Raw genomic sequence first — 23,903 nt, forward strand, 5'->3', positions numbered from 1 at the left:
CGCCGCTCAGCCGGCGGACCCCGGGGCGTACGTCCCGAAGCTCCACACATTGCCCTCGGCGTCCCGCGCCATGTAGTCCCGCGAGCCGTAGTCCTGGTCCGTCGGCTCCATCAGGATCTCCACGCCGAACTCCCGGGCGCGGGCGAAGTGCTCGTCCACCTCGTCCACCACCACGTACACCCCCGTCGGGCCCGCGCCCGCCATCGCCCGCGCGAACACCCCCTCACGCCCCTTGGAGCCGAGCATCACCCCGCCGTTGCCGCAGGACAGCTCGGCGTGCAGCACACTGCCGTTCTCACCCTCGTGGACCGCTTCCTCGGTGAAGCCGAAGCCCTCCGTCAACGTCCTGATCGCGGCCCTCGCGTCGTCGTAGAGGACCGTCGGATAGATCGTCGGAACACCCTTCGTCACGCCTGCCATCGCACTCACCTCTCCTGACGTCCGTACATCCGTGCCGTCTGCTGTGATCTGCGTCTCAGTCTCCCACCGGCCACTGACAACGCCCTTACGAAACGCGTCCCCGGCGGCCGGTCCGTCGGCTCGCCCACAGGCGTGCCGCCCCCTGGCGCGGGGCGGGCGGCGTGGTGCGGCCCTGCGCCGAGTATCGGACGGTTCGCCCCGGCGGGCACGCGGAGAACGCGCCCCGGCGGGCACGAGGAAAAGGAGTTGCGCACCGCCGGTAGACTGGGGCCTATGGCCATTCTCCTTGCGCATTAGCGGCGTCGAGAGACCTCCGCCCTCGTCCCTCCGCCGTCCCGAACTGCCCTGGAGTTTTTCCGTGATCACCGCCTCCGGCATCGAGCTGCGCGCCGGCGCCCGCATCCTCATCGAGTCCGCCTCCTTCCGTATCGCCAAGGGCGACCGCATCGGCCTCGTCGGCCGCAACGGGGCGGGCAAGACCACCCTCACCAAGTGCCTCGCCGGCGAGGGGACCCCCGCCGGCGGCACCATCACCCGCTCCGGCGAGGTCGGCTACCTCCCGCAGGACCCGCGCACCGGCGACCTCGAGATCCTCGCCCGCGACCGCATCCTCTCCGCCCGGGGTCTCGACGAGATCCTGCGCAAGATGCGCGAGAACGAGGAGCGGATGTCCAACGGCAAGGGCGCCACCCGCGAGAAGGCGATGAAGAAGTACGAGCGCCTGGAGACGGAGTTCCTCACCAAGGGCGGGTACGCCGCCGAGGCGGAGGCCGCCACCATCGCCGCCGCGCTCAGCCTCCCCGACCGGGTGCTCGGCCAGCCGCTGCACACGCTCTCCGGCGGCCAGCGCCGCCGGGTCGAGCTGGCCCGGATCCTCTTCTCGGACGCCGACACCCTGCTCCTGGACGAGCCGACCAACCACCTGGACGCCGACTCGATCGTCTGGCTGCGCGACTACCTCAAGTCCTACCGCGGCGGCTTCGTCGTGATCTCCCACGACGTCGAGCTCGTCGAGACCGTGGTCAACAAGGTCTTCTACCTCGACGCCAACCGCTCGCAGATCGACGTCTACAACATGGGCTGGAAGCTCTACCAGCAGCAGCGCGAGGCGGACGAGAAGCGCCGCAAGCGCGAGCGCCAGAACGCCGAGAAGAAGGCCGCCACCCTCAACGCGCAGGCCGACAAGATGCGCGCCAAGGCCACCAAGACCGTCGCCGCCCAGAACATGGCCAAGCGCGCCGACCGGCTGCTCTCGGGCCTGGAGGCCGTGCGGGTCTCCGACAAGGTCGCCAAGCTGCGCTTCCCCGACCCCTCGCCCTGCGGCAAGACCCCGCTGATGGCGGAGGGGCTGTCGAAGTCGTACGGATCGCTGGAGATCTTCACCGACGTCGACCTCGCCATCGACAAGGGCTCCCGCGTCGTCATCCTCGGCCTCAACGGCGCCGGCAAGACCACGCTGCTGCGCCTGCTCGGCGGCGCCGAGAAGCCCGACACCGGCCAGGTCATCGAGGGCCACGGCCTCAAGCTCGGCTACTACGCCCAGGAGCACGAGACCCTCGACCCGGAGCGCACCGTCCTGGAGAACATGCGCTCCGCCGCGCCCGACCTCGACCTCGTCGCGGTCCGCAAGACGCTCGGCTCGTTCCTCTTCTCCGGTGACGACGTCGACAAGCCGGCCGGGGTGCTCTCCGGCGGCGAGAAGACCCGGCTCGCGCTCGCGACCCTGGTCGTCTCCTCCGCCAACGTGCTCCTGCTCGACGAGCCGACGAACAACCTCGACCCCGCCAGCCGCGAGGAGATCCTCGGCGCGCTGCGCACCTACAAGGGCGCCGTCGTCCTGGTCACCCACGACGAGGGAGCGGTCGAGGCGCTCCAGCCGGAGCGCATCATCCTGCTCCCGGACGGTGTCGAGGACCTCTGGGGTGCCGACTACCGGGACCTCGTCGCCCTCGCCTGATCCTTTCCGGAGGGAGGGTCGGCCCCCTTTGAAGAGGTCACCGATCCTCTCCGGATAGATCATTCGGCCTACGTGTGATCCATCATCTGCGTGAGGATGTCTCGTACCCCGGTGGCGCGCCCGCCGCTCACCCGTCGCGCGCCCTCTTCCGGCACCTCCCTCTCCGTACGGCCCTGACCTGCCGGTTCTTTCGCCGGTAGGCGCCGTGTGCCCATATGAGCGCCCGGAATACAGGATTCCGATCGTGTCCGGGCGCTCTTCGGTCCGCAATCCGGTCACATCGACCTTGCCGAATGGGTGGCCAGGAAGCGCGGGAGGGGTGATCATGAGAGTCCAGAGCGCACTTCCCATAGAGGAGGCACGGGTGGCCGAGACTCTGAAGAAGGGCAGCCGGGTGACCGGCGCCGCGCGTGACAAGCTCGCGGCAGACCTGAAGAAGAAGTACGACTCCGGTGCGAGCATCAGGGCGCTGGCCGAGGAAACCGGCCGCTCCTACGGGTTCGTCCACCGGATGCTCAGTGAGTCCGGAGTGACGCTGCGAGGACGCGGCGGAGCCACACGAGGCAAGAAGGCCGCTTCGGCCTGAGCGCCTACGGGTGGGGCAGGCCCCGGGGCTCATCGGAATTCGGGGTGACCACCCGGCCGACCGTGAGGCCGACCGGGTGGTTACTGTTCAGTCACTTAGTTTCTGAGTGCTGACTGCACCCGATCCGGAGGCACCCCATGACCTCGCTCGACCCTGTGCTCGACAAGGACGGCGTACGGCTCACCGTCGACGACACGGTCGCCACGGTGACGCTCACCAACCCGGCCAAGCGCAACGCGCAGTCCCCCGCTCTGTGGCGGGCGTTGACCGAGGCCGGACGGGTGCTGCCCGGCGATGTCCGGGTCGTGGTGCTCCGTGGCGAGGGCAAGTCCTTCTCCGCGGGCCTGGACCGGCAGGCGTTCACTCCTGAGGGGTTCGACGGCGAGCCGTCCTTCCTCGACATGGCGCGCGGCTCGGAGGCGGAGCTCGACGCGACCATCGCCGCGTACCAGGAGGCGTTCACCTGGTGGCGCCGCAACGACCTCGTGTCGATCGCCACGGTCCAGGGCCACGCCGTCGGCGCCGGCTTCCAGCTCGCCCTCGCCTGTGACCTGCGGATCGTCGCCGAGGACGTGCAGTTCGCCATGCGTGAGACCAGCCTCGGTCTCGTCCCCGACCTCACGGGCACCCACCCCCTGGTGAGCCTCGTGGGGTACGCCCGCGCGCTGGAGATCTGCGCCACCGGGCGGTTCGTGCACGCCGAGGAGGCCGAGCGCACCGGCCTCGCCAACCTCGTGGTCCCCGCCGACCAGCTCGACGCCGCCGCCCGCGACCTGGCCGCCGCGCTGCTCTCCGCCCCCCGCGACGCCGTCGTGGAGACCAAGGCCCTGCTGGCCGGCGCTCTCTCGCGAACGTACGAGGAGCAGCGCACCGCCGAGCGCGCCGCGCAGGGCCGCAGGCTGCGCGACCTGGCGGGCATCACCGACTGACGCCCGGGGCCCGGTGGCGACCGGCTCGGGCCGGACACGGACCCGCCCCGGGCCCGGCGGCGACTGCCTACGCGTCCACCACCTCGGTGACCAGCACCGACACCGGCAGCCCGTCCGCCGCGGCCGCCGACACCGCCGTGCGTACCGACCGGGCCACATCGAGGGCCCGGTGGTCACCGGCCGTCGCCACCTCGACCCGGATGTGGTCGGCGGCGGTGTGCACCGCACTGCCCAGCACCCGGGTCAGCGAGACGACGCCCGGCACTCCGGCGGCGGCCACCGCGACCGGGCCCTCCGCCTTCGCATCCACCTTCGCATCCGGGACCGGCACCGGCGTGGCGGGCGCCGCGGCCGGCTCCGTCACCTGATCGGGCGTACCGCCCTCGAGCAATGCCGTCACCCGCAGGTCCACCTCCGCGACCTCCAGGCCGAGCCGGGCGGCGGCCGCCGTGACGAGCGCCGCGCGCAGGGCGGCCGCCGCGTCGGGCAGCGGCCGGTCCCCGGCCGCCCGGAACTCCGCCTCGATCCGCAGCGGACCGGGCGGCAGACCGCTCGGCGGCGCGGGAGGCACGGCCGGTCCCGCCTCCGCCGGGCCGCCTGCTCCCGCCGGGCCCGCCCCGTCCGGGCCGCCCGTGCCCGCCGGGCGATGCGGCTCCGTCCCCGTATCCGTACCGGCGGACATCCGGGCCGGCCCGATCCTCAGCGTCCCCAGCACCGCTCCCGGCACGCCCGTACCGCGCAGCACCGAGGCCGCCGCCGTCTCCGCGATCCAGGCGCCGTCCACGGCACCGCCCAGGGGGAGCAGTCTGCCGAGGCCCAGCCGTTGCCGTACCGCAGCCGTCCATCCGTCTGCCCTCTGCGGGCTCCGCTCCGTCGTCATGCCCCCACCCTGCCGTATCCACGGCGCGGGACCGGGCAAGCGCACTTAACGTGGGCAAAGGAAGTACCAGACCCCGCCCCGAAGGGAAGAGCGGCGATGACTGAGACCCCCCAGCGCAACAGCCCCGACAGCGGTTCGGGCAAGCCCCCTCTGAGCAAGCGAGGCGGCGGCGACCCCGGCACCCGAGGCCGTACCACCATCGCCGACGGCGTCGTCGAGAAGATCGCCGGAATGGCCGCACGCGACGTGGTCGGCGTCCACGCCATGGGCAGCGGCCTGTCCCGGACCTTCGGCGCGGTCCGCGACCGGGTCCCCGGCGGCGGCAAGTCCGTCACCCGCGGGGTGAAGGCCGAGGTCGGCGAGGTGCAGACCGCACTCGACCTGGAGATCGTCGTCGACTACGGCGTGGCGATCTCCGACGTCGCCCGCGACGTACGCGAGAACGTCATCGCGGCGGTCGAGCGGATGACGGGCCTCGAGGTCGTCGAGGTCAACATCGCCGTCAGCGACGTCAAGCTCCCCGATGAGGAGGACGACGAGGACGACGACGACCAGCAGCGCCTCCAGTAGGTCCAGGGTTCCCCATCGCAAGGCAGTTGAGGAGAGACGATGAGCATGGCTGTCGCTGGTCTGCTGACTGGCATGGCGCTCGCATTCGCCGGTTATTTCGGCGGATTCGGAGCATTCGTACTGGTGGCCGCGCTGGGCGCGATCGGCTTCATCGCCGGCCGCTTCCTGGACGGTGACCTGGAACCCGGCGACTTCTTCCGGAGTCGCGAGCGCGACGACCGGCGACGGTGACGGCGGTGACCGGGCGGGTCGCCGCCGCCGAACGGGGCGAGACCCGGATCGCCGACCGGGTCGTCGCCAAGATCGCCGCGCAGGCAGCGAAGGAAGCCGTCGACGAACCGCCCGGGAACGGGGCCTCCCCGCGTGCCACGGTCACCGTGCACCGGGACACCGCCCGCGTACGGGTCAGCCTGGAGCTCGGCTACCCCTGCGACATCGGCCGCCAGTGCGGTGCCGTACGGAGCCGGGTCGCCCAGCGGGTCAGGACACTGGCGGGCATGGAGGTGCCCGAAGTGGCCGTCCAGGTCGAACGGCTGTACCCGGCCACGAGTGGAGCACAGGGGAGGATCCGATGACCGAACCCGGCGAACCCACCGGCTCCACCCGGCGCATGCCCACGGTGGACCAGGACGGCGGCGAGAGGCACACACCCGCCCAGGGCGCCGCCCCGGGCGCCCACGAGCCGGTCCCCACCCTGGAACAGGGCGGCGGCCGGGCCGGCCGCTTCTGGTCCGCGCGCAGGGTGCCGGCCGCCCTGCTGGCCCTGGTGCTCCTGGGCGCCGCCGGGCTGCTGCTCTACGACATCGCCGCCGTACGGGCCGGGCACCCGGCCATGCAGTGGCGGCGCTCGCTGGCCGACGGCCTCGCGGAGCGGCACCTCGACGATGTCGCGGTGCTCATCGGGGCCGGCGTCGCGGCGCTGCTCGGCCTCTGGCTGCTCCTGCTGGCCCTCACCCCCGGGCTGCGCCATCTGCTGCCGATGCGGCGAGACCGCCCCGACGTGCGCGCCGGACTCGACCGCACCGCCGCCGAACTGGTCCTGCGGGACCGGGCCGTGGAGGTGCCCGGGGTGCAGTCCGTCCGGGTCCGGATGGGGCGCAAGAAGGCGAAGGTGCGCGCCCTGGCGCACTTCCGGGAACTCGACGACGTACGCGGCGACCTGGACACCGTGCTCGGCAGGGCCGTCCAGGAACTGGGCCTGGCGAGGCAGCCCGGCCTCTCCGTCCAGGTGCACCGACCGGCGAAGAAGGGATGAGCGGCATGCGCTCCACCGTCAACCGGATCCTGCTGGCCCTGGCCGGGCTCCTGCTGATCGCCCTGGGCGGATCGGCGCTCGCCGCCGGCCTCGGCGCCTCCCTGCCGTCCTGGTGGCCCTGGGACGGCAAGAACGACGTGCTTCTCAGCGCGGCCGACCGGGGCCGCTGGCGCGACGAGGGCTGGTGGTGGCCGACCGTGATCGCGGTCCTCGCCGTCCTGGTCGTCCTCGCCCTGTGGTGGTTCCTCGCCCAGCTCCGGCGCGGCCGCCTCGCCGAGGTGCTGGTGGACAGCGGCGACGGCGAAGGCGCGCGGGTACGCGGCCGGGCGCTGGAGGGCGTGCTCGCCGACGAGGCGGGCGAGGTGGACGGGGTGGCCCGCGCCCAGGCGGCCCTGACCGGCCGCCGGACCGAGCCGCGGGCCCGGATCCGCCTGACGATGGAGCCGCACGCCGCCCCCGGCCGGGCCCTGAAGGCGGTGGCCGACGGAGCCCTGGCCCACACCCGCGAGTCGGCCGGGCTGGACGAGCTGCCGGCCGAGGTCCGGCTGCGGGCCGTCAAGCACCGGGCGGAGCGGGTCTCCTGACGGCCCGGGGGCGGGCTCGGTCAGAACCCGTGCCGCGACCCGCCGTCGACCGGCACCATGATCCCGGTCAGGTAGGAGGCGGCGGGGGAGAGCAGGAAGGCCGCGGTCTTCCCGAACTCCTCCGGCGTCCCGTAGCGCCGCAGCGGGATGCGTGCCTCGTTGGCCGTACGGGCCGCCTCGGCGTCGCCCGAGAGCGCGTCCAGTTCACGGATGCGGTCGGTGTCGATGCGGGCGGGCAGCACCCCGACGACCCGGATGCCGCGCGGCCCCAGCTCGTCGGCGAGCGACTTGGCGAAACCGGCGAGACCGGGGCGCAGCCCGTTGGAGATGGTCAGTCCGGCGATCGGCTCGTGCACCGACCCGGAGAGGACGAAACCGATCACGCCGCCCTCGCCCAGCGCGGCGGCCGTCGTCCGGGCGAGCCGGACCGCGCCGAGGAACACCGTCTCGAAGGCCGTCTGCCACTGGTCGTCGGTGTTGTCGGCGACGAAGCCGGGCGCGGGCCCGCCGACGCTGATGAGCACGCCGTCGAGCCGCCCGAACCGCTCCCGGGCCGTGTCCACCAGCCGCTGGGCGGCGCTCGGGTCGGCGTTGTCGGCGGCGAGGCCGACGGCGTGGGGCCCCAGCTCGGCGGCGGCCTCCTCGACGCTCCGCGCGTCCCGGCCGGTGATGATCACCTTTGCACCGTCGGCGGCCAGGGCCCGCGCCGTGGCGTTGCCGAGGCCCCGGGTCGCGCCGGTGACGATGTACACGCGGTCCTTCAGTCCAAGATCCATGGCCCTATCCTGCCGGGTCCACCCCGGCGAGGTCGACCGCGGAGTTGACCAGTCCGATGTGGCTGAACGCCTGGGGGAAGTTGCCCAGCTGCCGCCCGGCCGTGACGTCGTACTCCTCGGCCAGCAGCCCCAGGTCGTTGCGGAGTTCCAGCAGATGCTCGAACAGCTCCCGCGCCTCACCGTGCCTGCCGATCCGCTGCAACGCGTCGACCAGCCAGAACGAGCAGGCCAGGAACGCCCCCTCGCCGCCGGGCAGTCCGTCGACGGAGACGCCCTCGGTGCTGTAGCGGCGGACCAGCCCGTCGCTGCCCAGCTCGGCGCGGACCGCGTCGACCGTGCCGATGACCCGGGGGTCCTCCGGCGGCAGGAACCCGGTCCGAACGATGAGCAGCGTGGCGGCGTCCAGCTCCTTGGACCCGTAGGACTGGGTGAAGGTGTTCCGCTCGGGGTCGTACCCCTTCTCGCAGACCTCGGCGTGCACGGCGTCCCGCATCGCCCGCCAGCGGTCCGCGTCACCGGGCAGCTCGGGGTTCTCCTCCAGCGAGCGGACCGCCCGGTCGGCGGCGACCCACGCCATCACCTTGGAGTGCACGAAGTGCCGCCGCGCACCGCGGATCTCCCACAGCCCCTCGTCCGGCTCGCGCCAGCTCGACTCCAGGAAGCCGAGCAGGCTGAGCTGGAGGTTCCAGGCGTGCGGCTTGTCGCCCAGGCCGGCCTCGTGGGCGAGCCGGAGCGCGTCGATGACCTCCCCGTACACATCGAGCTGGCGCTGGCGGACCGCCGCGTTGCCGATGCGCACCGGACGGGAGTTCTCGTACCCGGCGAGCCAGGGCAGCTCCATCTCGGGGAGCCGGCGCTCGCCCCCGAGCCCGTACATGATCTGGAGGTCCGCCGGGTCCCCGGCCACGGCCCGCAGCAGCCAGTCGCGCCAGGCCGCCGCCTCCTCCAGATAGCCGGCCGAGACCATCGCCCCCAGGGTCAAGGTGGCGTCCCGCAGCCAGCAGAAGCGGTAGTCCCAGTTCCGTACGCCACCGATCTCCTCCGGCAACGAGGTGGTCGGGGCCGCCACGATGCCGCCCGTCGGGGCGTAGGTGAGCGCCTTCAGGGTGATCAGCGAGCGCAGCACCGCCTCACGGTAGGGGCCCTCGTAGGTGCAGCCGTCGGTCCACTTCGCCCAGTCGTGCAGCGTGTGCTTCAGGGCCTTGTACGGATCGATCAGCTTCGGCCGCTGCGAGTGCGAGGGGTGCCAGGTGAGGACGAACGCCACGCTCTCGCCCTCGGTGACGGTGAACGAGGAGCAGGTGCTGAACTGCTGGCCCCACGTCTTGACCGGCGGTTCGCTGCGCAGCCAGACGGAGTCGGGCCCCGCGATGGCGACCCGGTGGCCGTGCGAGCGGCGCACCCAGGGCACCACGGACCCGAAGTCGAAGCGCAGCCGCAGGACGGAGCTCATGTCGACGGTGCCGCTGACGCCCTCGACGATCCGCATCACGTCGGGCGACTTGTCGCGCTGCGGCATGAAGTCGGTGACCTTGACCGTGCCGGTCCGGGTCTCCCAGTAGGTCTCCAGGACCAGGGAGTCACCCGCGTAGCCGCGCCGGGCGCAGGTGTCCGCGGGCCTGGCGCCCCGGGGGGCGATGCGCCAGTGGCCGTTCTCCTCGGTGCCGAGCAGGGCCGCGAAACAGGCGCCGGAGTCGAAGCGGGGCAGACAGAGCCAGTCGATGGAACCGTTCCTGCCGACGAGCGCGGCGGTCTGCAGATCGCCGATCAGGGCGTAGTCCTCGATGCGTGGGGTCACGCTCTGGCGTGTTCCCGAACCGGACCCCCGTCAACCAGCCCGCCGGTGTGCCGGAGCTCTCAGGGCCTGCTGGAGGGCTCGCGACCGGGCAGGCGCTCAGGCGCTCGCGGGTTGTGGCTGCTCGGAGGGGTCGTCGGCCGGCTCGCCCTTCGCGGCGGCCTCCTCGCGGTCGCGCTTCTCCCGCCGTACGAGGATGATCCAGCCGACCGGGACCGCGGCGACGAACAGCCACCACTGGACGGCGTACGCCATGTGCGCGCCGATCGAGCTGTCGTCGGGGGAGGCGATCTGCTCGGGCAGCCCGCCCGAGGGCTTCGGAGCGGTCTGCTCGATGTACCCGCCGAGGACCTCGCGGGAGAGCAGATGGGCCTGCTGCTCGCCGTTGATCAGCATCACCTGCCGGTCGGGCAGCCCCGCCAGGTCCTTGATGCCGCTGCTGCCGGTCGTCTCGTCCGCCTTGAGCCGCCCGGTGACGGTCACTTCGCCCCGGGGGGCGGGCGGCACGTCCGGGTAGTCCCTCTGGTTCGGCGCGGCGGGGACCCAGCCCCGGTTGACCAGGACCGTACCCCCGTCCCTCAGGTCCAGGGGGGTCAGCACGTGGACGCCGATCCGGTCGTCGTCGGCCGTACGGCGGCGGACCACCACCTCGTGCTCGGTGTCGAACGTGCCCGTCGCGGTCACCGCCCGCCAGTAGTCGGCGCGCGGGACGGTGTGGCCGGGGGAGGTGAGATCGGTGACCGGGACCGGCTGCGCCTCGACGTTCCGCGAGATCAGCTCGTTCTGCGCGACCCGGTGCTGGTGCCGGTGCAACTGCCAGAACCCCAGCTCGACCATCGTCGGCATCAGTACGAGGGCCAGGAGGGTGAGGATCACCCACTGCCGGGTCAACAGGAAGCGGTACACCCCATGACCGTACAACCGCGGTCATGGGGTGCGGCACTCAGGGGGGTGCCGGGGCGGTCGGCCCGGCACCGGATGGATCCGTCACACTTTGTCCACGATGCCCGCCTTCCCCTCGGCGCGGGCGCAGTGGGCGCCGCAGTACCAGTGGCCGTCGGCCTCGACGCCCTGCCCGATCACCTGGACCCGGCAGTGCTCGCAGATCGGCGCCATGCGGTGGATGGCGCAGGAGAAGCAGTCGAAGACGTGCACCGCACCTTGTGCGTGCACCTCGAAGGACATGCCGTAGTCGTTTCCGCAAACCTCACAACGTGCCATGCGCCACAGGGTGGGACGCCCGGCGGCGCCGGGCGAGCGGACACCGGGCGAGTCGCACCCGGTTCACTCCGATGACGGTGGCGGTGCCTGCGGCGGCACCGAGCCCGCCGCGCCCGGGGCGGCGGGCGCCACATCGCGCAGCAGATGGGTGAAGGCGCTCTCGTCCACGATCGGCGTGCCGAACGCCTTCGCCTTCTGCGTCTTGGACGTCGCCGCGTCCGGGTCGTTGGTCACCAGCAGACTGGTCAGCCGCGACACGCTGGTCGCCACATGCAGACCCGCCTCCACCGCCCGGTCCTCCAGCAGCTCCCGGTCGATCGAGGTGTCCCCGGAGAACGCCACCCGCATCCCCTGCTTCAGCGGCCTCTCCTTCTCGTACCGCCCCGGATTGGGGTACGGGCAGGCCGGCCGCTTGCGCGAGGGCCGCCAGCTGTTCGGCTGCCGGAAGGGCTGGTACCCGACGCGCGGGGCGACGGGGGAGTCCGACCACTCGGTCAGCGGCCGGCACTCCAGCAGCGGCAGCCGCACCCCGCCCCGGGCCGCCGCGTGCAGACTCGGCCGGAACGCCTCGGCCAGCACCCGGGCGTCGTCCAGGGCGTGGTGGGCGTGCTGCTGCACGACGCCGAAGTGCGCGGCGAGGGAGGCCAGCTTGTGGTTGGGCAGCGGCAGCCGCAGCTCCTTGGCGAGCGCGATCGTGCACAGCCGCTGCTCGACCGGGGCGACCACCGAGGCGCGGGCGTACTCCCGGGCGATCATCGACCAGTCGAACGCCGCGTTGTGCGCGACGAGCACCCGGTCCGCCAGCCGCGCCGACAGCTCGGCGGCGACCTCGGGGAAGAGCGGCGCACCTGCCAGCACGTCGCTCGTCAGCCCGTGGATCCAGACGGGCCCGGGGTCGCGCTCGGGATTCACGAGCGTGTACCAGTGGTCCTCGACATTGCCGAGGGCGTCCAGCCGGTAGACGGCGGCGGACACTATCCGGTCGTCGCGGGCGAGGCCGGTGGTCTCCACGTCGACGACCGCGTACCCCTGGGGGTAGGCGGTCGGCCACGGTGCGGCTGTCTGGCGGTCGTCGAGCATGGTCACAGAGAATACGGGCCGCGACTGACAGTCCCCTATTCGGCCGCCCCGGGGACGGGGTCAGGGGAGGTGGACGATGCGTCCGGGCGGGAAGAGTTCGGTGCCGGTGGCTTTGGTGTCGTGGGCCAGGTGGATGGTCAGGTGCTCGGAGGCGGCGAGGGGGGTGAGGTCGATGGGCACGTCACTGCCCAGGAGACGGATCAACGTGAGTGACGGGAGGGCCGTGAGGGTGGCGAGGCCCAGGGGCAGATGGCACCGTGTTATCTGAAGGGTGCGTAACTGGGAGAGAGGCGTCGTCAGCCGTAGGTCCAGGTTCTGTATCTGGAGGAGGCGTAACTCCTCCAGGCCGTGCAGCGATGGGGAGCGGCTGAGTTGCTGCACGTGGGCGCTGCTGGAGAGGCGCAACTCCCGCAGACTGCCCCAATGCTCGAGACCATTCAGGTTCAGGTTTCCGGCCTCAGGGAGTAGTTCGAGTACGGTGACCTGCTCGCACCGGGGAAGCTCACCGATGCTGCCGAGGGAAAAGGCGTGGCCGAGCGCGAGATGTCGCAGATCCGGCATGTCTGCGATGGGCGAAGGATCCAAGGTGTGGTGGAGTTCAACGAGAGAAAGTGACTGCAGGCCGGGGCGTGCGAGTGCAGCGATGCTCTGAACGTGCGGACAACTACTCAGGCCGACCTTGCGTAGCTGGGGCATCGCCGCGATGGGATGCACGTCGGTGAGCAACCTGTTGCGCCACACAAAGACCCGTTCCACGTCCGGCCGGGACGTCACCGGTGACAGGTCGTGGTGGCTGCCTGTGACGTGTGCGCTGCTCAGACGAGGTAGGTGGCGCAGCGCGGACAGCTGCGCGCCGGTCTTCGCGTAAGCGGTTATGTCGTGCCAGGTACGGGCGGCCATCACCTCACGCGCATAGCGATCCGCGTCGAACTGTTCCCAGGCCATGGACACCTGGTAAGCCACCAGTAGTCGCTCGTCGTCCCGGAACTGTCTGATCAGTTCGTATGCTCTGTCTCCGCCCACCGCCGCAGCCGTTCGCACCACGGCTGAAGCTTGCCGCTCCGTCAGGTCGTCGAGCATCGACGAGAGCAGCTCCAGGGCGAGATCTCCGACGTGCGCCAGTCCGTCGACGGATGCGTCGCTCTCCGGCGGCAACAGCCTCCCCGTCCGCCGCTCCACCTCCTCCCGCACCCCCGCGTCCAGCTCCGGCGCATGGGCCAGGCTCCCCGCCGCCAGCAGCACCAGCCGGTGCGTGTGCTCCGGCTCCATGTCCGCCCGCTCCAGCAGGGCCGTCAGCAGGGACGCCCGCTCGTCCGGCCGGGCGTGCCCCACCGCCATCTGGACCACGTCGTCCCACTGGTCCTCGTGGGCGTGGTTGACCAGGACGCCGAAGTCGCGGGCCTCCACCGCGGCCTTGGCGCCCAGGTAGTCCTGGAACGTGCGGTGCACGAACCCCACCGAGCCGGGGGCCGGTTCGCGGAGGAGGCCGCTGCGGTTGAGGAGGTGGGTGAAGACCTGGCCGGGGGCGCCCCGGACCTGGGACATGGCCCGCAGCCACTCCGTGAGCAGGGCCACCGCCTCGTCCTGCCGGGCTTCCGCCAGCCCGTTGCGGATCAGCCAGTACGCCAGGCGCTGGAGCAGCGCCGTCTGCTCCCCGCGGGTCAGGTCGACGCCCTCCACCCCGGTGATCTCGCGCTCCGTGTCGCGCCGCATGAGCAGCATGTCCAGGGCGGCGTCGTACAGCTCCTTGCGGGCCCGGGGCAGCTGCATCCGGCGGTCCCGGTTCAGCGCGCAGAGCAGGGCGCACATCAGCGGGTTCGTCGCGAGCAGCCCCAGGTCCCGGCGGGTGCCGACCGCCCGGCGCAGGGCGCTCTCGTAACGGTCCAGCTCGGCGCGCTCCTCCTGGGACCGGCACTCCGAGCGGGCCGCCCGGTGCCAGTGGCCGATGAAGGCGCGCACGTCCTCCCGGCCCATCGCCAGCAGCGTGTGCGGCTCGAAGCCGGAGGCGGAGAGCCAGGTCTCGGGGACGGCGGTGGGGCGGGTCGTCACCACGTACTTGGCCCGTGGATAGGCGACGATCAGGTCCTTCAGCCAGCGTTCGGTGCGCTTGCGCAGCCGCTCCGGCACCTCGTCGACCCCGTCGACCAGGACCAGCGCCCGGCCCTGCCGCATCATTCGGTCCGCCCAGCCGGCCGGGGCCGATCCGCCCAGCGGGACTCCGGCCGCCCGCAGGAACTCCTCCGGGGAGGGCAGCGACTCCCGAGCCGTGAAGGCGCGCAGACGCAGCACGAAGGGAACGCACCGGTTCCAGTCCGCCAGCTCGCTCCCGAACGTCCGCCGGGCCGCGTTCAGCGCCAGCCACTGCACCAGCGTGCTCTTGCCGGAGCCGGCGGGCCCGCGCAGCACCAGCCGGTCCCGCTCACCGAGGGCCTGCTCGATCCTGACCGTGGTCCGGACCGGATGATCCAGGCCGTGCGGGTCGGTGTTCTCGTACTCCCCGCTGACCTCGAGACCGATGTACGCCGTCTCCAGCGGCCACCCGCCCGCCGACCTCCCCAGCGTCAGCCCGAACAGCTCCACCCGGCTGTTGGCCGTCGCCATGAACTCCGCGTACCGCGCCTCGAACTCCAGGTCCGCCGCGTCCGGGCGCGGGCCGACCCGGGCCCGGACGTCCTCCACCAGCTCCCGCGTCCGCCCCGCCGCACGGACCTGCTCCACCGCCGCCCGCGCCGCGAACGACGGGTGGGCGGTCAGCTGGTCCACCAGGTGCGCGCAGCAGCGGCCGAGGAGGTCCTCGTACAGGTCCAGGGCGCGCTGCGAGAGCCCGGCGGCGGGGGCCGACAGCTCCGCGCGCAGCCGCTCCGCATCCAGCTCCAGCGCGAAGAGCCGGTCGGCGGCGGCCAGGTCGCCCGCCGCCGCGAACGTGTCCTGTACGGAGGTGAGCGCGGCGAGCCGCTCGTGTTCGGGGAGGTCCGCGTAGGAGCCGTCCAGCCGCCCCGCCAGCACCTTCGCCAGCCGGTCCGGCTTCGGCGGGCGGGGGAGCGGGCGGACCGGGTCCGGGACCAGACCCGCGCCCGGCTTCGCGGTCAGCAGGGCCCTGGTGGCCGCGCCGGCCACCGTCGTGGCCAGCCGGATCAGGGCAACTTCCGTACCGGACACGAGCGTTCCTCCCCCTAGACGACGCGCGTCCCACAGATCCTACGGCCCGCTCCCTTTGGCAGAAGGTGCCAAAGACTGCTGACAACAGGTCTCGCATACTTGTGGGTAACAACGTCTAGCCCTCACCGACCGGCGGCCCTACGGTGCTCGCATGGAGCCGAACCTGCCCGATGTCGTGCTGTGGTCGATACCGGCCTTCGTGCTGCTCACCGTGATCGAGATGGTCAGCTACCGCCTCCACCCGGACGAGGACGCCGCCGGGTACGACACCAAGGACGCCGCCACCAGCCTCACCATGGGCCTGGGCAGCCTCGGTTTCGACCTGCTGTGGAAGATCCCCATCCTGGCCGTCTACATGGGGGTCTACGAGCTGACACCGCTGCGGGTGCCCGTGCTGTGGTGGACCGTCCTGCTGATGCTCCTGGCCCAGGACTTCTTCTACTACTGGTCCCACCGCGGCCACCACGTCATCCGGATCCTGTGGGCCTGCCACGTGGTCCACCACTCCAGCCGGAAGTTCAACCTCACCACCGCGCTGCGCCAGCCCTGGACCTCCGCCACCGTCTGGCCCTTCTACCTGCCGATGGTGGCCTGCGGGGTGCACCCGGCGGCGCTCGCCTTCTGCCAGTCGGCCAACCTCGTCTACCAGTTCTGGGTCCACACCGAACGCGTCGGCAAGCTCCCGCGCCCCTTCGAGTACGTCCTCAACACGCCCTCCCACCACCGCGTCCACCACGCCTCGCAGGGCAGCTACCTGGACCGCAACTACGGCGGCATCCTGATCATCTGGGACCGGGTGTTCGGGTCCTTCGCGGCCGAGACCGAGCGGCCCGTCTACGGACTCACCAAGAACATCGCCACCCACAACCCGCTGCGCGTGGCCACGCACGAGTACGCCGCCATCGCCCGGGACCTCCGGGCCGCCGGGAGCTGGAGCGAGCGCGCCGGGCGGGTCTTCCGCGGGCCGGGCTGGCAACCCGCCGCGAGGCGGGGAGCCGGTGGGCCGGGAGGCGCCACGCCGGGACCCGCCGGGCCGGGACTCGCCGGGCCGGGAGCCGCCACGCCGGGACCCGGCGGGGCCGTAGCCGCTCCCGTACGTGTCGAAGTGCCCGAACCCGTTCCCGTACGGGCCGAAGCCCCCGCCCCCGCCCCGGCCCCGGAACGCACCTGATGAGCGCCACCGCGTCCCACCCCGCCCGGCCGGAAGGCCCTCGCGGTCCGGGAGGTCCGGGACGTTCGGGAGGTCCGGGCACGGCAGGGGCCGGGCGGTTGGCCCGCCCGCTGCTCCTCGCCTTCCTGGTCGCCGCCGCCGTCGACCTGGCCGGGCTCATCGCCGGTATCGACGTCGTCCACCTGGTCGCCAAGCCGCTGCTGATGCCGCTGCTCGCCGGGTACGCCGCCGTCCGGGGCGGTCCCCGGCTGCTGGTCGCCGCCCTGCTGTTCGGGTGGGGCGGTGATGTGTTCCTGCTCGCCGACAACGACCTGGCGTTCCTCCTCGGGATGGGCTCCTTCGCCGTCGGCCATGTCTGCTACCTGACGCTCTTCGGCCGAGGCCGAGGCCGAAACCGAGGCCCGGACCGAGACCGGTCCCTGGGCCGGGCCCGTACGCCGCTGGTCACGGCGATCGGTTACGGCACCGTCCTCGCCGTCTTCCTCGTCCTGATCTGGCCCGACCTCCCGGCGGAGCTGCGCGCCCCGCTGACCGGCTACAGCCTGCTGCTCACCGCGACGGCCTGGCGGGCCGGTGTCCTCGGCCGGTACGCGGCGGCCGGCGGGGCGCTCTTCCTGCTCTCCGACGCCCTCATCGCCACCGGGATCGCCGAGTGGCCCCGGCTGCCCGCCCCCGACTTCTGGGTGATGCTCACCTACATCGCCGCACAGTTCCTGCTCGCCCTCGGGGTGCTCACGGCAGGGGCGAGGGGCGGAGCCACGGCCCGGCCGGCGCACCGGCCCTGAGCGGTGCCGCACGGCGAGGGCCCGGGGAGAACACCCCCCGGGCCCTCGCTGCTCGCTCGGTCACACGCCTACCAGCGGACCGCGTCCAGTGCGTCCACCACTCCGGCCCCGTAGAAGCTGTTGTAGAGCTTGGTGCCCTCGCAGACCGCGTCGACGGTGCCGTCGCCGTCGATGTCGTACGGCGCGCCGCACGCCTTCGCGTCCGCCTGGAGGCCCAGCAGCACCTTCACCGCGGCAGGCGAGGCGTAGGGGTGGCGGGACTTGATCAGGGCCACGACGCCGGAGACGTGCGGGGAGGCCATCGACGTACCGGCCTTGTAGCCGAACCTGCCGTCCGGCAGCGTGGAGAGGATCAGCCCGTTGACGGCCGGCGGCTCGGGGGTCTGGTAGACCGTCGAGTCACCGCCCGGGGCGGCCACGTCGATGATGCCCTTGCCGTAGTTGGAGAACGAGGACTTCAGGCCCTTGGCACCCGTCGCGGAGACCGTCACGACGCCCGGCAGCATGCTCGGGATGATGGGGCAGACGCGCGGGTCGATCGTCCGGGTGACCGCCTCGGAGTCGTTCGGGCTGGCCTGGTCCTCGATCGCGCGGGAGGCCAGGTCGCGGCGGGAGTTGCCCGCGGCGGCCACGTTGACCGTGCCCTTGCGCTCGGCGTACTTCACCGCGCGGGAGAGGGACTCGACCAGGGCGGCCTGGTCCGGGTCGTTCTTGCAGGCGAACTGCCAGGGGTCGGTGTAGTAGCTGTTGTTCGTCACGTCGACGCCGTGCTCGGCCGCCCAGACGAAGCCGCAGACGACGGCCTCGGTGTAGAAGTAGCCGCCCGGGGTGGAGACCTTGATGCCGGAGACCTTCACGCCCGGCGCCACACCGGTGACCCCGAAGCCGTTCTTCGCCGCGGCGATGGTGCCCGCCACATGGGTGCCGTGGTCGCTCTCGCCCGCCGCCGGTCGCCAGGCGCCGGCGGTGGTGTCCGGGGCCCCCGAGGCGCAGTTGGCGGAGGCGGCGCGGTCGAAGTTGGGTGCCAGGTCCGGGTGGGTGTCGTCGACGCCCGTGTCGATGACGGCGACCGTGACCCGCTGCGAGCCGAGCGACTTCTGGTGCGCCTTGTCCGCCTTGATCGCGGGCAGCGACCACTGAAGCGGCTCCAGCGGGTCCTCGTCGGCCGCGGCCCGCGCGGCGGAGGCCGCCGCCTGGGCCCCGGTCAGCGGCTGCGCCATGGCGCCGACGTCCTCCGTGGCCTGCGGCACGATCGGGTTGGTCCGGGTCGCGCCGGCCGACTCCACGCCCCGTACGCGCCGAATCGTTTCGCCGAAGGCGGGGTTCTGCGAGTGGGCGACGATCACGCCGATCTGCTCGTAGGCGATGACGACCGTGCCGCCGGCCTGCGTGATGGCCTTCTTCACCTGCTCGACGGCGGAGTGGCTGCCGCCGGTGTTGACGACGTAGCTCAGCTTCGGCCCGTCGGTCCGCGGGGGCGCGGCGGCCGGTGCGCCGGTGGGCGCCGCCGTGGCCGCCGCCGCGGGCAGGAAGCCGAGCGAGGTGACGAGCGCGAGTCCGAGCGGCAGCGCCAGCGCGCGCTTCCGTCTCGATGCCAGATGAGCCATGGGGTCTCCACATCATCCGTGCCGGTCGACCGGACACCTGGCGTGTTCGGTCGCGTACATGGCGAGTGAAGTTATCGCTGATCTTCCCGGCACATCAACGTTTACGCGCAAGTGAGTTCGAAGAGTGTGCTGCGCGGTCGCATGCGAACGGGTGAGTTCAGGACACCGGGGTGACGCCGAGAAGGCGAAAGATCCGGTGAACCGCTTCGCCGCACCCTCCGTGCCGTTGTCCAGGAGGCACACCACCGTCACCAGGCAAGCGAGGCCTCCCATGTCCCCCGCCGTCCCCCAGATCACCGCACCCGCGTCGCGAGGAGATTCCGTGGCTACCGATGCACCGCCGCCCGAGGGCCGCGACACCAGCCCTGCCCAGCCCACCGCCGAGGCTTTCAACACGGTGCAGGCGAGTGCCGAGTTCGCCGACCTGCGCCGCTCGTTCCGCTCCTTCGCCTTCCCGCTCACCGTCGGCTTCGTCGCCTGGTACCTGCTCTACGTCCTGCTCTGCAACTACGCGGGCGGCTTCATGAGCACCAAGGTCGTCGGCAACATCAACGTGGCGCTCGTCCTGGGCCTCGCCCAGTTCGCCACCACCTTCCTCATCGCCTGGCTCTACTCCCGGCACGCCGCCACCAAGCTCGACCCGAAGGCCGAAGCGATCAAGTCCCGTATGGAGGCCGACGCATGAGCGCCGCCCACACCCTCTACCCGACCGTCCAGCTCGCCGCCGAGGGGGCGAGCGAGCACCGGCCGCTGATCATCACCCTCTTCGCCGCGTTCGTCGTCGCGACCCTCTTCATCACCGTGTGGGCGGGCCGCCAGACCAAGAGCGCCGCCGACTTCTACGCGGGCGGGCGCCAGTTCACCGGCTTCCAGAACGGGCTCGCGGTCTCCGGCGACTACATGTCCGCGGCGTCCTTCCTGGGCATCGCGGGCGCCATCGCCCTCTTCGGATACGACGGCTTCCTCTACTCCATCGGTTTCCTCGTCGCCTGGCTCGTCGCCCTGCTCCTGGTCGCCGAACCGCTGCGCAACTCCGGCCGCTACACCATGGGCGACGTCCTCGCCTACCGGATGCGCCAGCGCCCCGTGCGCACCGCCGCCGGTACGTCCACCATCGTCGTCTCGATCTTCTACCTGCTGGCCCAGATGGCCGGTGCGGGCGTCCTCGTCTCGCTGCTGCTCGGCATCACCAGCGACTTCGGGAAGATCGTCATCGTCGCCCTGGTCGGCGTGCTCATGATCCTCTACGTCACCATCGGCGGCATGAAGGGCACCACCTGGGTGCAGATGGTCAAGGCCGTCCTGCTCATCGCGGGCACCCTGCTCATCACCTTCCTGATCCTGCTGAAGTTCAACTTCAACATCTCCGACCTGCTCGGCACGGCCGCCAGCAACAGCGGCAAGGGCGCGGCGTTCCTGGAGCCCGGTCTGAAGTACGGCGTCGACGGCATCTCCAAGCTGGACTTCATCTCGCTGGGCATCGCCCTGGTCCTCGGCACCGCGGGCCTGCCGCACATCCTGATCCGCTTCTACACCGTGCCCACCGCCAAGGCCGCCCGTAAGTCCGTGAACTGGGCGATCGGCATCATCGGCGCCTTCTACCTGATGACGATCGTGCTCGGCTTCGGCGCCGCGGCGATCCTCAATCCCGACGACATCATCGCCTCGAACAAGGCGGGCAACACGGCGGCGCCACTCGCCGCCCTGGAGATCGGCGGCGGCTCCGGGTCCACCGGCGGCGCCATCCTTCTCGCGGTGATCTCCGCCGTCGCCTTCGCGACCATCCTGGCCGTCGTCGCCGGACTCACCCTCGCCTCCTCCTCGTCCTTCGCGCACGACATCTACGCCAACGTGATCCGCAAGGGGAAGGCCACCGAGAAGGAGGAGGTCCGCGCCGCCCGCTGGGCCACCGTCGCCATCGGCGTCGTCTCCATCGCGCTGGGCGCGCTCGCCCGCGACCTCAACGTGGCCGGCCTGGTCGCCCTCGCCTTCGCGGTCGCCGCCTCCGCCAACCTGCCGACGATCCTCTACAGCCTCTTCTGGAAGCGGTTCACCACCCAGGGGGCCCTCTGGTCCATCTACGGCGGACTCGCCTCCTCCGTCCTGCTGGTGCTCTTCTCGCCGGTCGTCTCCTCGAAGCCGTCCTCGATGTTCCCGGGTGTCGACTTCGCCTGGTTCCCGCTGGAGAACCCCGGCCTGATCTCGATCCCGCTCGGCTTCCTGCTCGGCTGGGTCGGCTCGCTGATCTCCAAGGAGAAGCCCGACACGGACAAGTACGCCGAGCTGGAGGTCAAGTCCCTCACCGGCACCGGAGCGCACTGAGAGAGAGAATTCACCGAGCCGTTCGGCTCATCGCCCACCACGAGGCGCGGGCCGCGTCGTACAGTCCTACGACGCGGCCCGGCCGCACCTCGTGGCAAACGGGCCCCTGCGATGTCACAGGTCTCACGTAGGCTCGGAGGAGTCAACGAGGGAAAAGCCAGAGTCTTGGCAGGGCCACCGTCCCGACCGGGCCGAGGGCCCGGCCGAGCGACCGCGACACCACCGGGGGAGGAGAGCCACCGTGCTCATCGACACCTATGACAGGGTCGCCACCGACCTGCGCGTGTCACTGACCGACAAGTGCAATCTGCGGTGCACCTACTGCATGCCGGAAGAGGGCCTGCAGTGGCTCGGCAAGAGCGAGCTGCTCTCCGACGACGAGATCGTGCGCCTGATCCGCATCGCCGTCACCACCCTCGGCATCACCGAGGTCCGCTTCACCGGAGGGGAGCCCCTGCTCCGCCCCGGCCTCGTCTCCATCGTCGAGCAGTGCGCCGCGCTCACCCCGCGCCCGCGCATGTCCCTCACGACCAACGGCATCGGACTCAAGCGGACCGCCGCCGCCCTCAAGGTCGCAGGCCTCGACCGGGTCAACGTCTCGCTGGACACCCTGCGCCCCGACGTCTTCAAGACCCTCACCCGCCGCGACCGCCACAAGGACGTCCTGGAAGGCCTCGAAGCCGCCCGCGAGTGCGGCCTCACCCCGGTGAAGGTCAACTCCGTCCTCATGCCGGGACTCAACGATGACGAGGCCCCCGAGCTGCTGGCCTGGGCCGTGGCCAACGACTACGAGCTCCGCTTCATCGAGCAGATGCCCCTGGACGCCCAGCACGGCTGGAAGCGCGACGGCATGATCACCGCAGGTGACATCCTCACCTCGCTGCGCACCCGCTTCACCCTCGCCCCCGAGGACGACGAGGCCCGCGGCTCCGCCCCCGCCGAGCGCTGGAGCGTCGACGGCGGCCCCCACCGCGTCGGCGTGATCGCCTCGGTCACCCGCCCGTTCTGCCGCGCCTGCGACCGCACCCGGCTCACCGCCGACGGCCAGATCCGCACCTGCCTCTTCGCCCGCGAGGAGACGGACCTGCGCTCCGCCCTGCGCTCGGAGGCGCCGGACGAGGAGATCGCCGAGCTCTGGAAGGTCGCCATGTGGGGCAAGAAGGCGGGCTCCGGACTGGACGACCCGTCCTTCCTGCAGCCCGACCGCCCGATGTCGGCGATCGGCGGCTGACGTGCGGCCCGTTCCCGACCGGGAGAGCCCCGAGTGCCGGCCCCGGACGGACAGCCTCGGCCCTGGACCCCTCGTCCGTTCGGCCTCGGGCTCCCCATCCGTTCAGGCCGTGTCGGCCCCGGACTCCCAGTCGGCGAACGCCACGACGTCCTTGAGGAAGCCCCGTACGCTCAGGAACTGCGAGAGGTGCTCCCGGTGCTCGTCGCAGGCCAGCCAGGTCTTGCGCCGCTCGGGCGTGTGCAGCTTGGGGTTGTTCCAGGCGAGCACCCAGACCGCGTCGGCCCGGCAGCCCTTGGCGGAACAGATCGGGGTACCGGCGGCGCTCTCGGCGGATGTCTCGGGGAAGATCACAGACCCCAGCCTAGGCCAGGTGCCCCGCACACCGAACGACGCATCCCCGGCCGGAGAAACGGCGACGCCGGGCAGCCACGGGGGGAGCTGCCCGGCGTCGGTCCATCGCTCCGACGGGGGATGCGGAGCGCCTCTGAAGTATGTCACGGGCACCGGGGTGCGGTGCACCGGAACGTCATGATTGATCTGAGCTTTTCCTGAGCTTCGCGGGACACGCGGGCTCAGCTGCGCTCCTGTGGCGGCGGCACCCGTCCGGCCCGCCCTTCAGGACCCGTGGACCCGGCGGAATCGGTGGTCCCAGCCGCCTCCACGGCGGGCCGCAGCGGTGCGGTGAGATAGGCCGAGGGCAGCGAAGGGGCGTTCTCCCGGCCCGCGTTGGCGATGACCACCGCCACGTACGGCAGCAGAACCCCCAGTACGAGGGCGACGATCGCGACATGCCGCTCGACGTTCCACAGCACCGCGGCCAGCACCACCGCCGCCGTACGCACGGACATCGAGATCACATAGCGCCGCTGCCTGCCCCGCACGTCGTCGGCCAGCCCCTGACGGGCCTTCGTGATCCGGAAGACCTCCACCTCGTCGTTCTTCCGCAGCATGTGTTCCACCACCAGATCTGTGTGCCGGACGCTCCCGGACCGGGCCGCATCCACGGTACGCCCGGCATGCGGCGTACCGGAGACCGGGGCGCGCTCCGGTGGGGTCCGGCAGAAGCCCTCGGACGTCCTGCCCGTACGACCCCGCCCGTACAGCCATGCCCCGGACGATCCCCCTGTACGACCCTGCCCGTACGGCCCTCCGTACGGCCCCACCCGTACGGCCCCGCCCGGAGTGCGGCCCGCTCCCGGCCGCCCAAGACTGGGCGAACGCGCACTCCGCGCCGCACGAGGAGGCGAAATGAGCTGGTTGTGGGCAATCATCGTGGGTCTGGTGCTCGGTGTGATCGCACGGGCGATCCTGCCGGGCAAACAGGACATCCCACTCTGGCTGACGGCCGTCTTCGGCATTCTCGGCAGCATCCTCGGTAATGCCGTGGCCGGCTGGATCGGTGTCGAGGACACCAAGGGCATCGACTGGATCCGCCATCTGCTGCAGCTGATCGGTGCCGTGGTCGTCGTCGGTGTCGGTGACACGGTCTGGCAGTCCATCCGGGGAAACAAGCGCAGATCCTGACCTGGGGCCGGACAGCACAGCGCCGCGGCCGGACACGCGAGAAAAGCGTGT

The 23,903-nt window shown here is 71.7% G+C and carries 25 protein-coding genes; 14 read left to right on the plus strand and 11 right to left on the minus strand.

Translation table 11 applies throughout. The features are described 5' to 3' along the window. Positions 1-6: 6 nt before the first annotated feature. Positions 7-420: a VOC family protein gene (locus tag AB0917_RS25005; protein WP_366821897.1), complete on the minus strand. Its 414-nt coding sequence runs from the start codon at positions 418-420 to the stop codon at positions 7-9. Positions 421-778: 358 nt separating this feature from the next. On the opposite strand from AB0917_RS25005, the gene AB0917_RS25010 reads away from it, so the two are divergent. The 3 genes from AB0917_RS25010 to AB0917_RS25020 all read left to right on the plus strand — a co-directional run bounded on the left by AB0917_RS25010 (position 779) and on the right by AB0917_RS25020 (position 3,892). After that, positions 779-2,377 (plus strand): ABC-F family ATP-binding cassette domain-containing protein, encoded by a 1,599-nt coding sequence (locus tag AB0917_RS25010; protein WP_366821899.1) that lies wholly within the window; start codon positions 779-781, stop codon positions 2,375-2,377. A gap of 364 nt (positions 2,378-2,741) precedes the next feature. Further along, positions 2,742-2,963 carry a helix-turn-helix domain-containing protein gene (locus tag AB0917_RS25015; protein ID WP_006123601.1) on the plus strand — a complete coding sequence of 74 codons (222 nt, stop codon included), beginning with the start codon at positions 2,742-2,744 and terminating at the stop codon, positions 2,961-2,963. 137 nt (positions 2,964-3,100) lie between these two features. Next, positions 3,101-3,892: an enoyl-CoA hydratase/isomerase family protein gene (locus AB0917_RS25020; protein WP_366821900.1), complete on the plus strand. Its 792-nt coding sequence runs from the start codon at positions 3,101-3,103 to the stop codon at positions 3,890-3,892. 67 nt (positions 3,893-3,959) lie between these two features. Here AB0917_RS25020 and AB0917_RS25025 read toward each other — a convergent pair whose 3' ends face one another. Continuing rightward, positions 3,960-4,772 (minus strand): hypothetical protein, encoded by an 813-nt coding sequence (locus tag AB0917_RS25025; protein ID WP_366821901.1) that lies wholly within the window; start codon positions 4,770-4,772, stop codon positions 3,960-3,962. Between the two features lie 96 nt (positions 4,773-4,868). Between AB0917_RS25025 and AB0917_RS25030 the strand changes: the two genes are divergently transcribed. From AB0917_RS25030 to amaP, 5 genes are read left to right on the plus strand one after another with little or no spacing between them, the layout of a single operon-like run. Then, positions 4,869-5,342: an Asp23/Gls24 family envelope stress response protein gene (locus AB0917_RS25030; protein WP_366821902.1), complete on the plus strand. Its 474-nt coding sequence runs from the start codon at positions 4,869-4,871 to the stop codon at positions 5,340-5,342. A 39-nt stretch (positions 5,343-5,381) separates the two neighbouring features. Next, positions 5,382-5,573: a hypothetical protein gene (locus AB0917_RS25035; RefSeq protein ID WP_366821903.1), complete on the plus strand. Its 192-nt coding sequence runs from the start codon at positions 5,382-5,384 to the stop codon at positions 5,571-5,573. Beyond that, entirely contained in the window at positions 5,570-5,917 is a 348-nt protein-coding gene (locus tag AB0917_RS25040; RefSeq protein ID WP_366821904.1) for a hypothetical protein, read from the plus strand. The genes AB0917_RS25035 and AB0917_RS25040 overlap by 4 nt, the downstream gene beginning before the upstream one ends. After that, on the plus strand, positions 5,914-6,597 hold the full coding sequence (locus AB0917_RS25045) for a DUF6286 domain-containing protein (protein ID WP_366821905.1): 684 nt from the start codon (positions 5,914-5,916) through the stop codon (positions 6,595-6,597). Before AB0917_RS25040 ends, AB0917_RS25045 begins: the two co-directional genes overlap by 4 nt. Continuing rightward, positions 6,594-7,181 (plus strand): alkaline shock response membrane anchor protein AmaP, encoded by a 588-nt coding sequence (gene amaP / locus AB0917_RS25050; protein ID WP_366821906.1) that lies wholly within the window; start codon positions 6,594-6,596, stop codon positions 7,179-7,181. The genes AB0917_RS25045 and amaP overlap by 4 nt, the downstream gene beginning before the upstream one ends. Positions 7,182-7,201: 20 nt before the next feature. Here amaP and AB0917_RS25055 read toward each other — a convergent pair whose 3' ends face one another. The 6 genes from AB0917_RS25055 to AB0917_RS25080 all read right to left on the minus strand — a co-directional run bounded on the left by AB0917_RS25055 (position 7,202) and on the right by AB0917_RS25080 (position 15,212). Then, a complete protein-coding gene (locus AB0917_RS25055; protein WP_366821907.1) occupies positions 7,202-7,957 on the minus strand; it encodes an SDR family oxidoreductase in 756 nt (251 codons plus the stop codon). Positions 7,958-7,961: 4 nt separating this feature from the next. Continuing rightward, positions 7,962-9,755, minus strand: coding sequence for a glycoside hydrolase family 15 protein (locus tag AB0917_RS25060; RefSeq protein ID WP_366821908.1), 1,794 nt, complete (start codon positions 9,753-9,755; stop codon positions 7,962-7,964). Between the two features lie 96 nt (positions 9,756-9,851). Continuing rightward, on the minus strand, positions 9,852-10,658 hold the full coding sequence (locus AB0917_RS25065; RefSeq protein ID WP_366821909.1) for an SURF1 family protein: 807 nt from the start codon (positions 10,656-10,658) through the stop codon (positions 9,852-9,854). Positions 10,659-10,739: 81 nt separating this feature from the next. After that, positions 10,740-10,973, minus strand: coding sequence for a hypothetical protein (locus AB0917_RS25070; protein ID WP_006123591.1), 234 nt, complete (start codon positions 10,971-10,973; stop codon positions 10,740-10,742). Between the two features lie 63 nt (positions 10,974-11,036). Continuing rightward, complete coding sequence (locus AB0917_RS25075) at positions 11,037-12,059, minus strand: DEDDh family exonuclease (RefSeq protein WP_366821910.1); 1,023 nt, start codon at positions 12,057-12,059, stop codon at positions 11,037-11,039. A 54-nt stretch (positions 12,060-12,113) separates the two neighbouring features. Further along, a complete protein-coding gene (locus tag AB0917_RS25080; protein WP_366821911.1) occupies positions 12,114-15,212 on the minus strand; it encodes an NACHT domain-containing protein in 3,099 nt (1,032 codons plus the stop codon). Between the two features lie 151 nt (positions 15,213-15,363). On the opposite strand from AB0917_RS25080, the gene AB0917_RS25085 reads away from it, so the two are divergent. After that, positions 15,364-16,383, plus strand: coding sequence for a sterol desaturase family protein (locus AB0917_RS25085; protein WP_366821912.1), 1,020 nt, complete (start codon positions 15,364-15,366; stop codon positions 16,381-16,383). After that, positions 16,383-17,168: a lysoplasmalogenase gene (locus AB0917_RS25090; RefSeq protein ID WP_366821913.1), complete on the plus strand. Its 786-nt coding sequence runs from the start codon at positions 16,383-16,385 to the stop codon at positions 17,166-17,168. The genes AB0917_RS25085 and AB0917_RS25090 overlap by 1 nt, the downstream gene beginning before the upstream one ends. Before the next feature lie 68 nt (positions 17,169-17,236). On the opposite strand, the gene AB0917_RS25095 is transcribed toward AB0917_RS25090, so the two are convergent. Then, positions 17,237-18,775, minus strand: coding sequence for a S8 family serine peptidase (locus AB0917_RS25095; RefSeq protein WP_366821914.1), 1,539 nt, complete (start codon positions 18,773-18,775; stop codon positions 17,237-17,239). Between the two features lie 322 nt (positions 18,776-19,097). Here AB0917_RS25095 and AB0917_RS25100 point away from each other — a divergent pair, with 322 nt between their 5' ends. From AB0917_RS25100 to moaA, 3 genes are all read left to right on the plus strand, one after another. Continuing rightward, a complete protein-coding gene (locus AB0917_RS25100; protein WP_366821915.1) occupies positions 19,098-19,460 on the plus strand; it encodes a DUF485 domain-containing protein in 363 nt (120 codons plus the stop codon). Next, complete coding sequence (locus AB0917_RS25105; RefSeq protein WP_366821916.1) at positions 19,457-21,097, plus strand: cation acetate symporter; 1,641 nt, start codon at positions 19,457-19,459, stop codon at positions 21,095-21,097. Before AB0917_RS25100 ends, AB0917_RS25105 begins: the two co-directional genes overlap by 4 nt. A 241-nt stretch (positions 21,098-21,338) precedes the next feature. Continuing rightward, positions 21,339-22,328 (plus strand): GTP 3',8-cyclase MoaA, encoded by a 990-nt coding sequence (gene moaA / locus AB0917_RS25110; RefSeq protein WP_366821917.1) that lies wholly within the window; start codon positions 21,339-21,341, stop codon positions 22,326-22,328. A gap of 102 nt (positions 22,329-22,430) precedes the next feature. Here the strand turns inward: moaA and AB0917_RS25115 are convergent, their stop codons facing one another. Together AB0917_RS25115 and AB0917_RS25120 are read right to left on the minus strand one after the other, a co-directional pair. Beyond that, on the minus strand, positions 22,431-22,679 hold the full coding sequence (locus tag AB0917_RS25115; RefSeq protein WP_366821918.1) for a hypothetical protein: 249 nt from the start codon (positions 22,677-22,679) through the stop codon (positions 22,431-22,433). A gap of 221 nt (positions 22,680-22,900) precedes the next feature. Continuing rightward, positions 22,901-23,278, minus strand: coding sequence for a DUF3099 domain-containing protein (locus AB0917_RS25120; protein WP_366821919.1), 378 nt, complete (start codon positions 23,276-23,278; stop codon positions 22,901-22,903). A 298-nt stretch (positions 23,279-23,576) separates the two neighbouring features. Here AB0917_RS25120 and AB0917_RS25125 point away from each other — a divergent pair, with 298 nt between their 5' ends. After that, positions 23,577-23,852: a GlsB/YeaQ/YmgE family stress response membrane protein gene (locus tag AB0917_RS25125; protein WP_366821920.1), complete on the plus strand. Its 276-nt coding sequence runs from the start codon at positions 23,577-23,579 to the stop codon at positions 23,850-23,852. Positions 23,853-23,903 lie beyond the last annotated feature (51 nt).

Origin of the sequence: Streptomyces sp. NPDC007346, assembly GCF_040703535.1 — a bacterium.
Lineage (GTDB): Bacteria > Actinomycetota > Actinomycetes > Streptomycetales > Streptomycetaceae > Streptomyces.

Excerpts from the sequence above, each read along its gene's own strand:
- AB0917_RS25120 (WP_366821919.1), bottom strand. The coding sequence starts at position 23,278 with ATGCTGCGGAAGAACGACGAGGTGGAGGTCTTCCGGATCACGAAGGCC.
- AB0917_RS25090 (WP_366821913.1), top strand. The coding sequence starts at position 16,383 with ATGAGCGCCACCGCGTCCCACCCCGCCCGGCCGGAAGGCCCTCGCGGT.
- AB0917_RS25055 (WP_366821907.1), bottom strand. The coding sequence starts at position 7,957 with ATGGATCTTGGACTGAAGGACCGCGTGTACATCGTCACCGGCGCGACC.
- AB0917_RS25085 (WP_366821912.1), top strand. The coding sequence starts at position 15,364 with ATGGAGCCGAACCTGCCCGATGTCGTGCTGTGGTCGATACCGGCCTTC.
- AB0917_RS25020 (WP_366821900.1), top strand. The coding sequence starts at position 3,101 with ATGACCTCGCTCGACCCTGTGCTCGACAAGGACGGCGTACGGCTCACC.
- AB0917_RS25030 (WP_366821902.1), top strand. The coding sequence starts at position 4,869 with ATGACTGAGACCCCCCAGCGCAACAGCCCCGACAGCGGTTCGGGCAAG.
- AB0917_RS25105 (WP_366821916.1), top strand. The coding sequence starts at position 19,457 with ATGAGCGCCGCCCACACCCTCTACCCGACCGTCCAGCTCGCCGCCGAG.
- AB0917_RS25025 (WP_366821901.1), bottom strand. The coding sequence starts at position 4,772 with ATGACGACGGAGCGGAGCCCGCAGAGGGCAGACGGATGGACGGCTGCG.
- AB0917_RS25125 (WP_366821920.1), top strand. The coding sequence starts at position 23,577 with ATGAGCTGGTTGTGGGCAATCATCGTGGGTCTGGTGCTCGGTGTGATC.
- amaP (WP_366821906.1), top strand. The coding sequence starts at position 6,594 with ATGAGCGGCATGCGCTCCACCGTCAACCGGATCCTGCTGGCCCTGGCC.
- AB0917_RS25070 (WP_006123591.1), bottom strand. The coding sequence starts at position 10,973 with ATGGCACGTTGTGAGGTTTGCGGAAACGACTACGGCATGTCCTTCGAG.
- AB0917_RS25095 (WP_366821914.1), bottom strand. The coding sequence starts at position 18,775 with ATGGCTCATCTGGCATCGAGACGGAAGCGCGCGCTGGCGCTGCCGCTC.
- AB0917_RS25005 (WP_366821897.1), bottom strand. The coding sequence starts at position 420 with ATGGCAGGCGTGACGAAGGGTGTTCCGACGATCTATCCGACGGTCCTC.
- AB0917_RS25045 (WP_366821905.1), top strand. The coding sequence starts at position 5,914 with ATGACCGAACCCGGCGAACCCACCGGCTCCACCCGGCGCATGCCCACG.
- AB0917_RS25035 (WP_366821903.1), top strand. The coding sequence starts at position 5,382 with ATGAGCATGGCTGTCGCTGGTCTGCTGACTGGCATGGCGCTCGCATTC.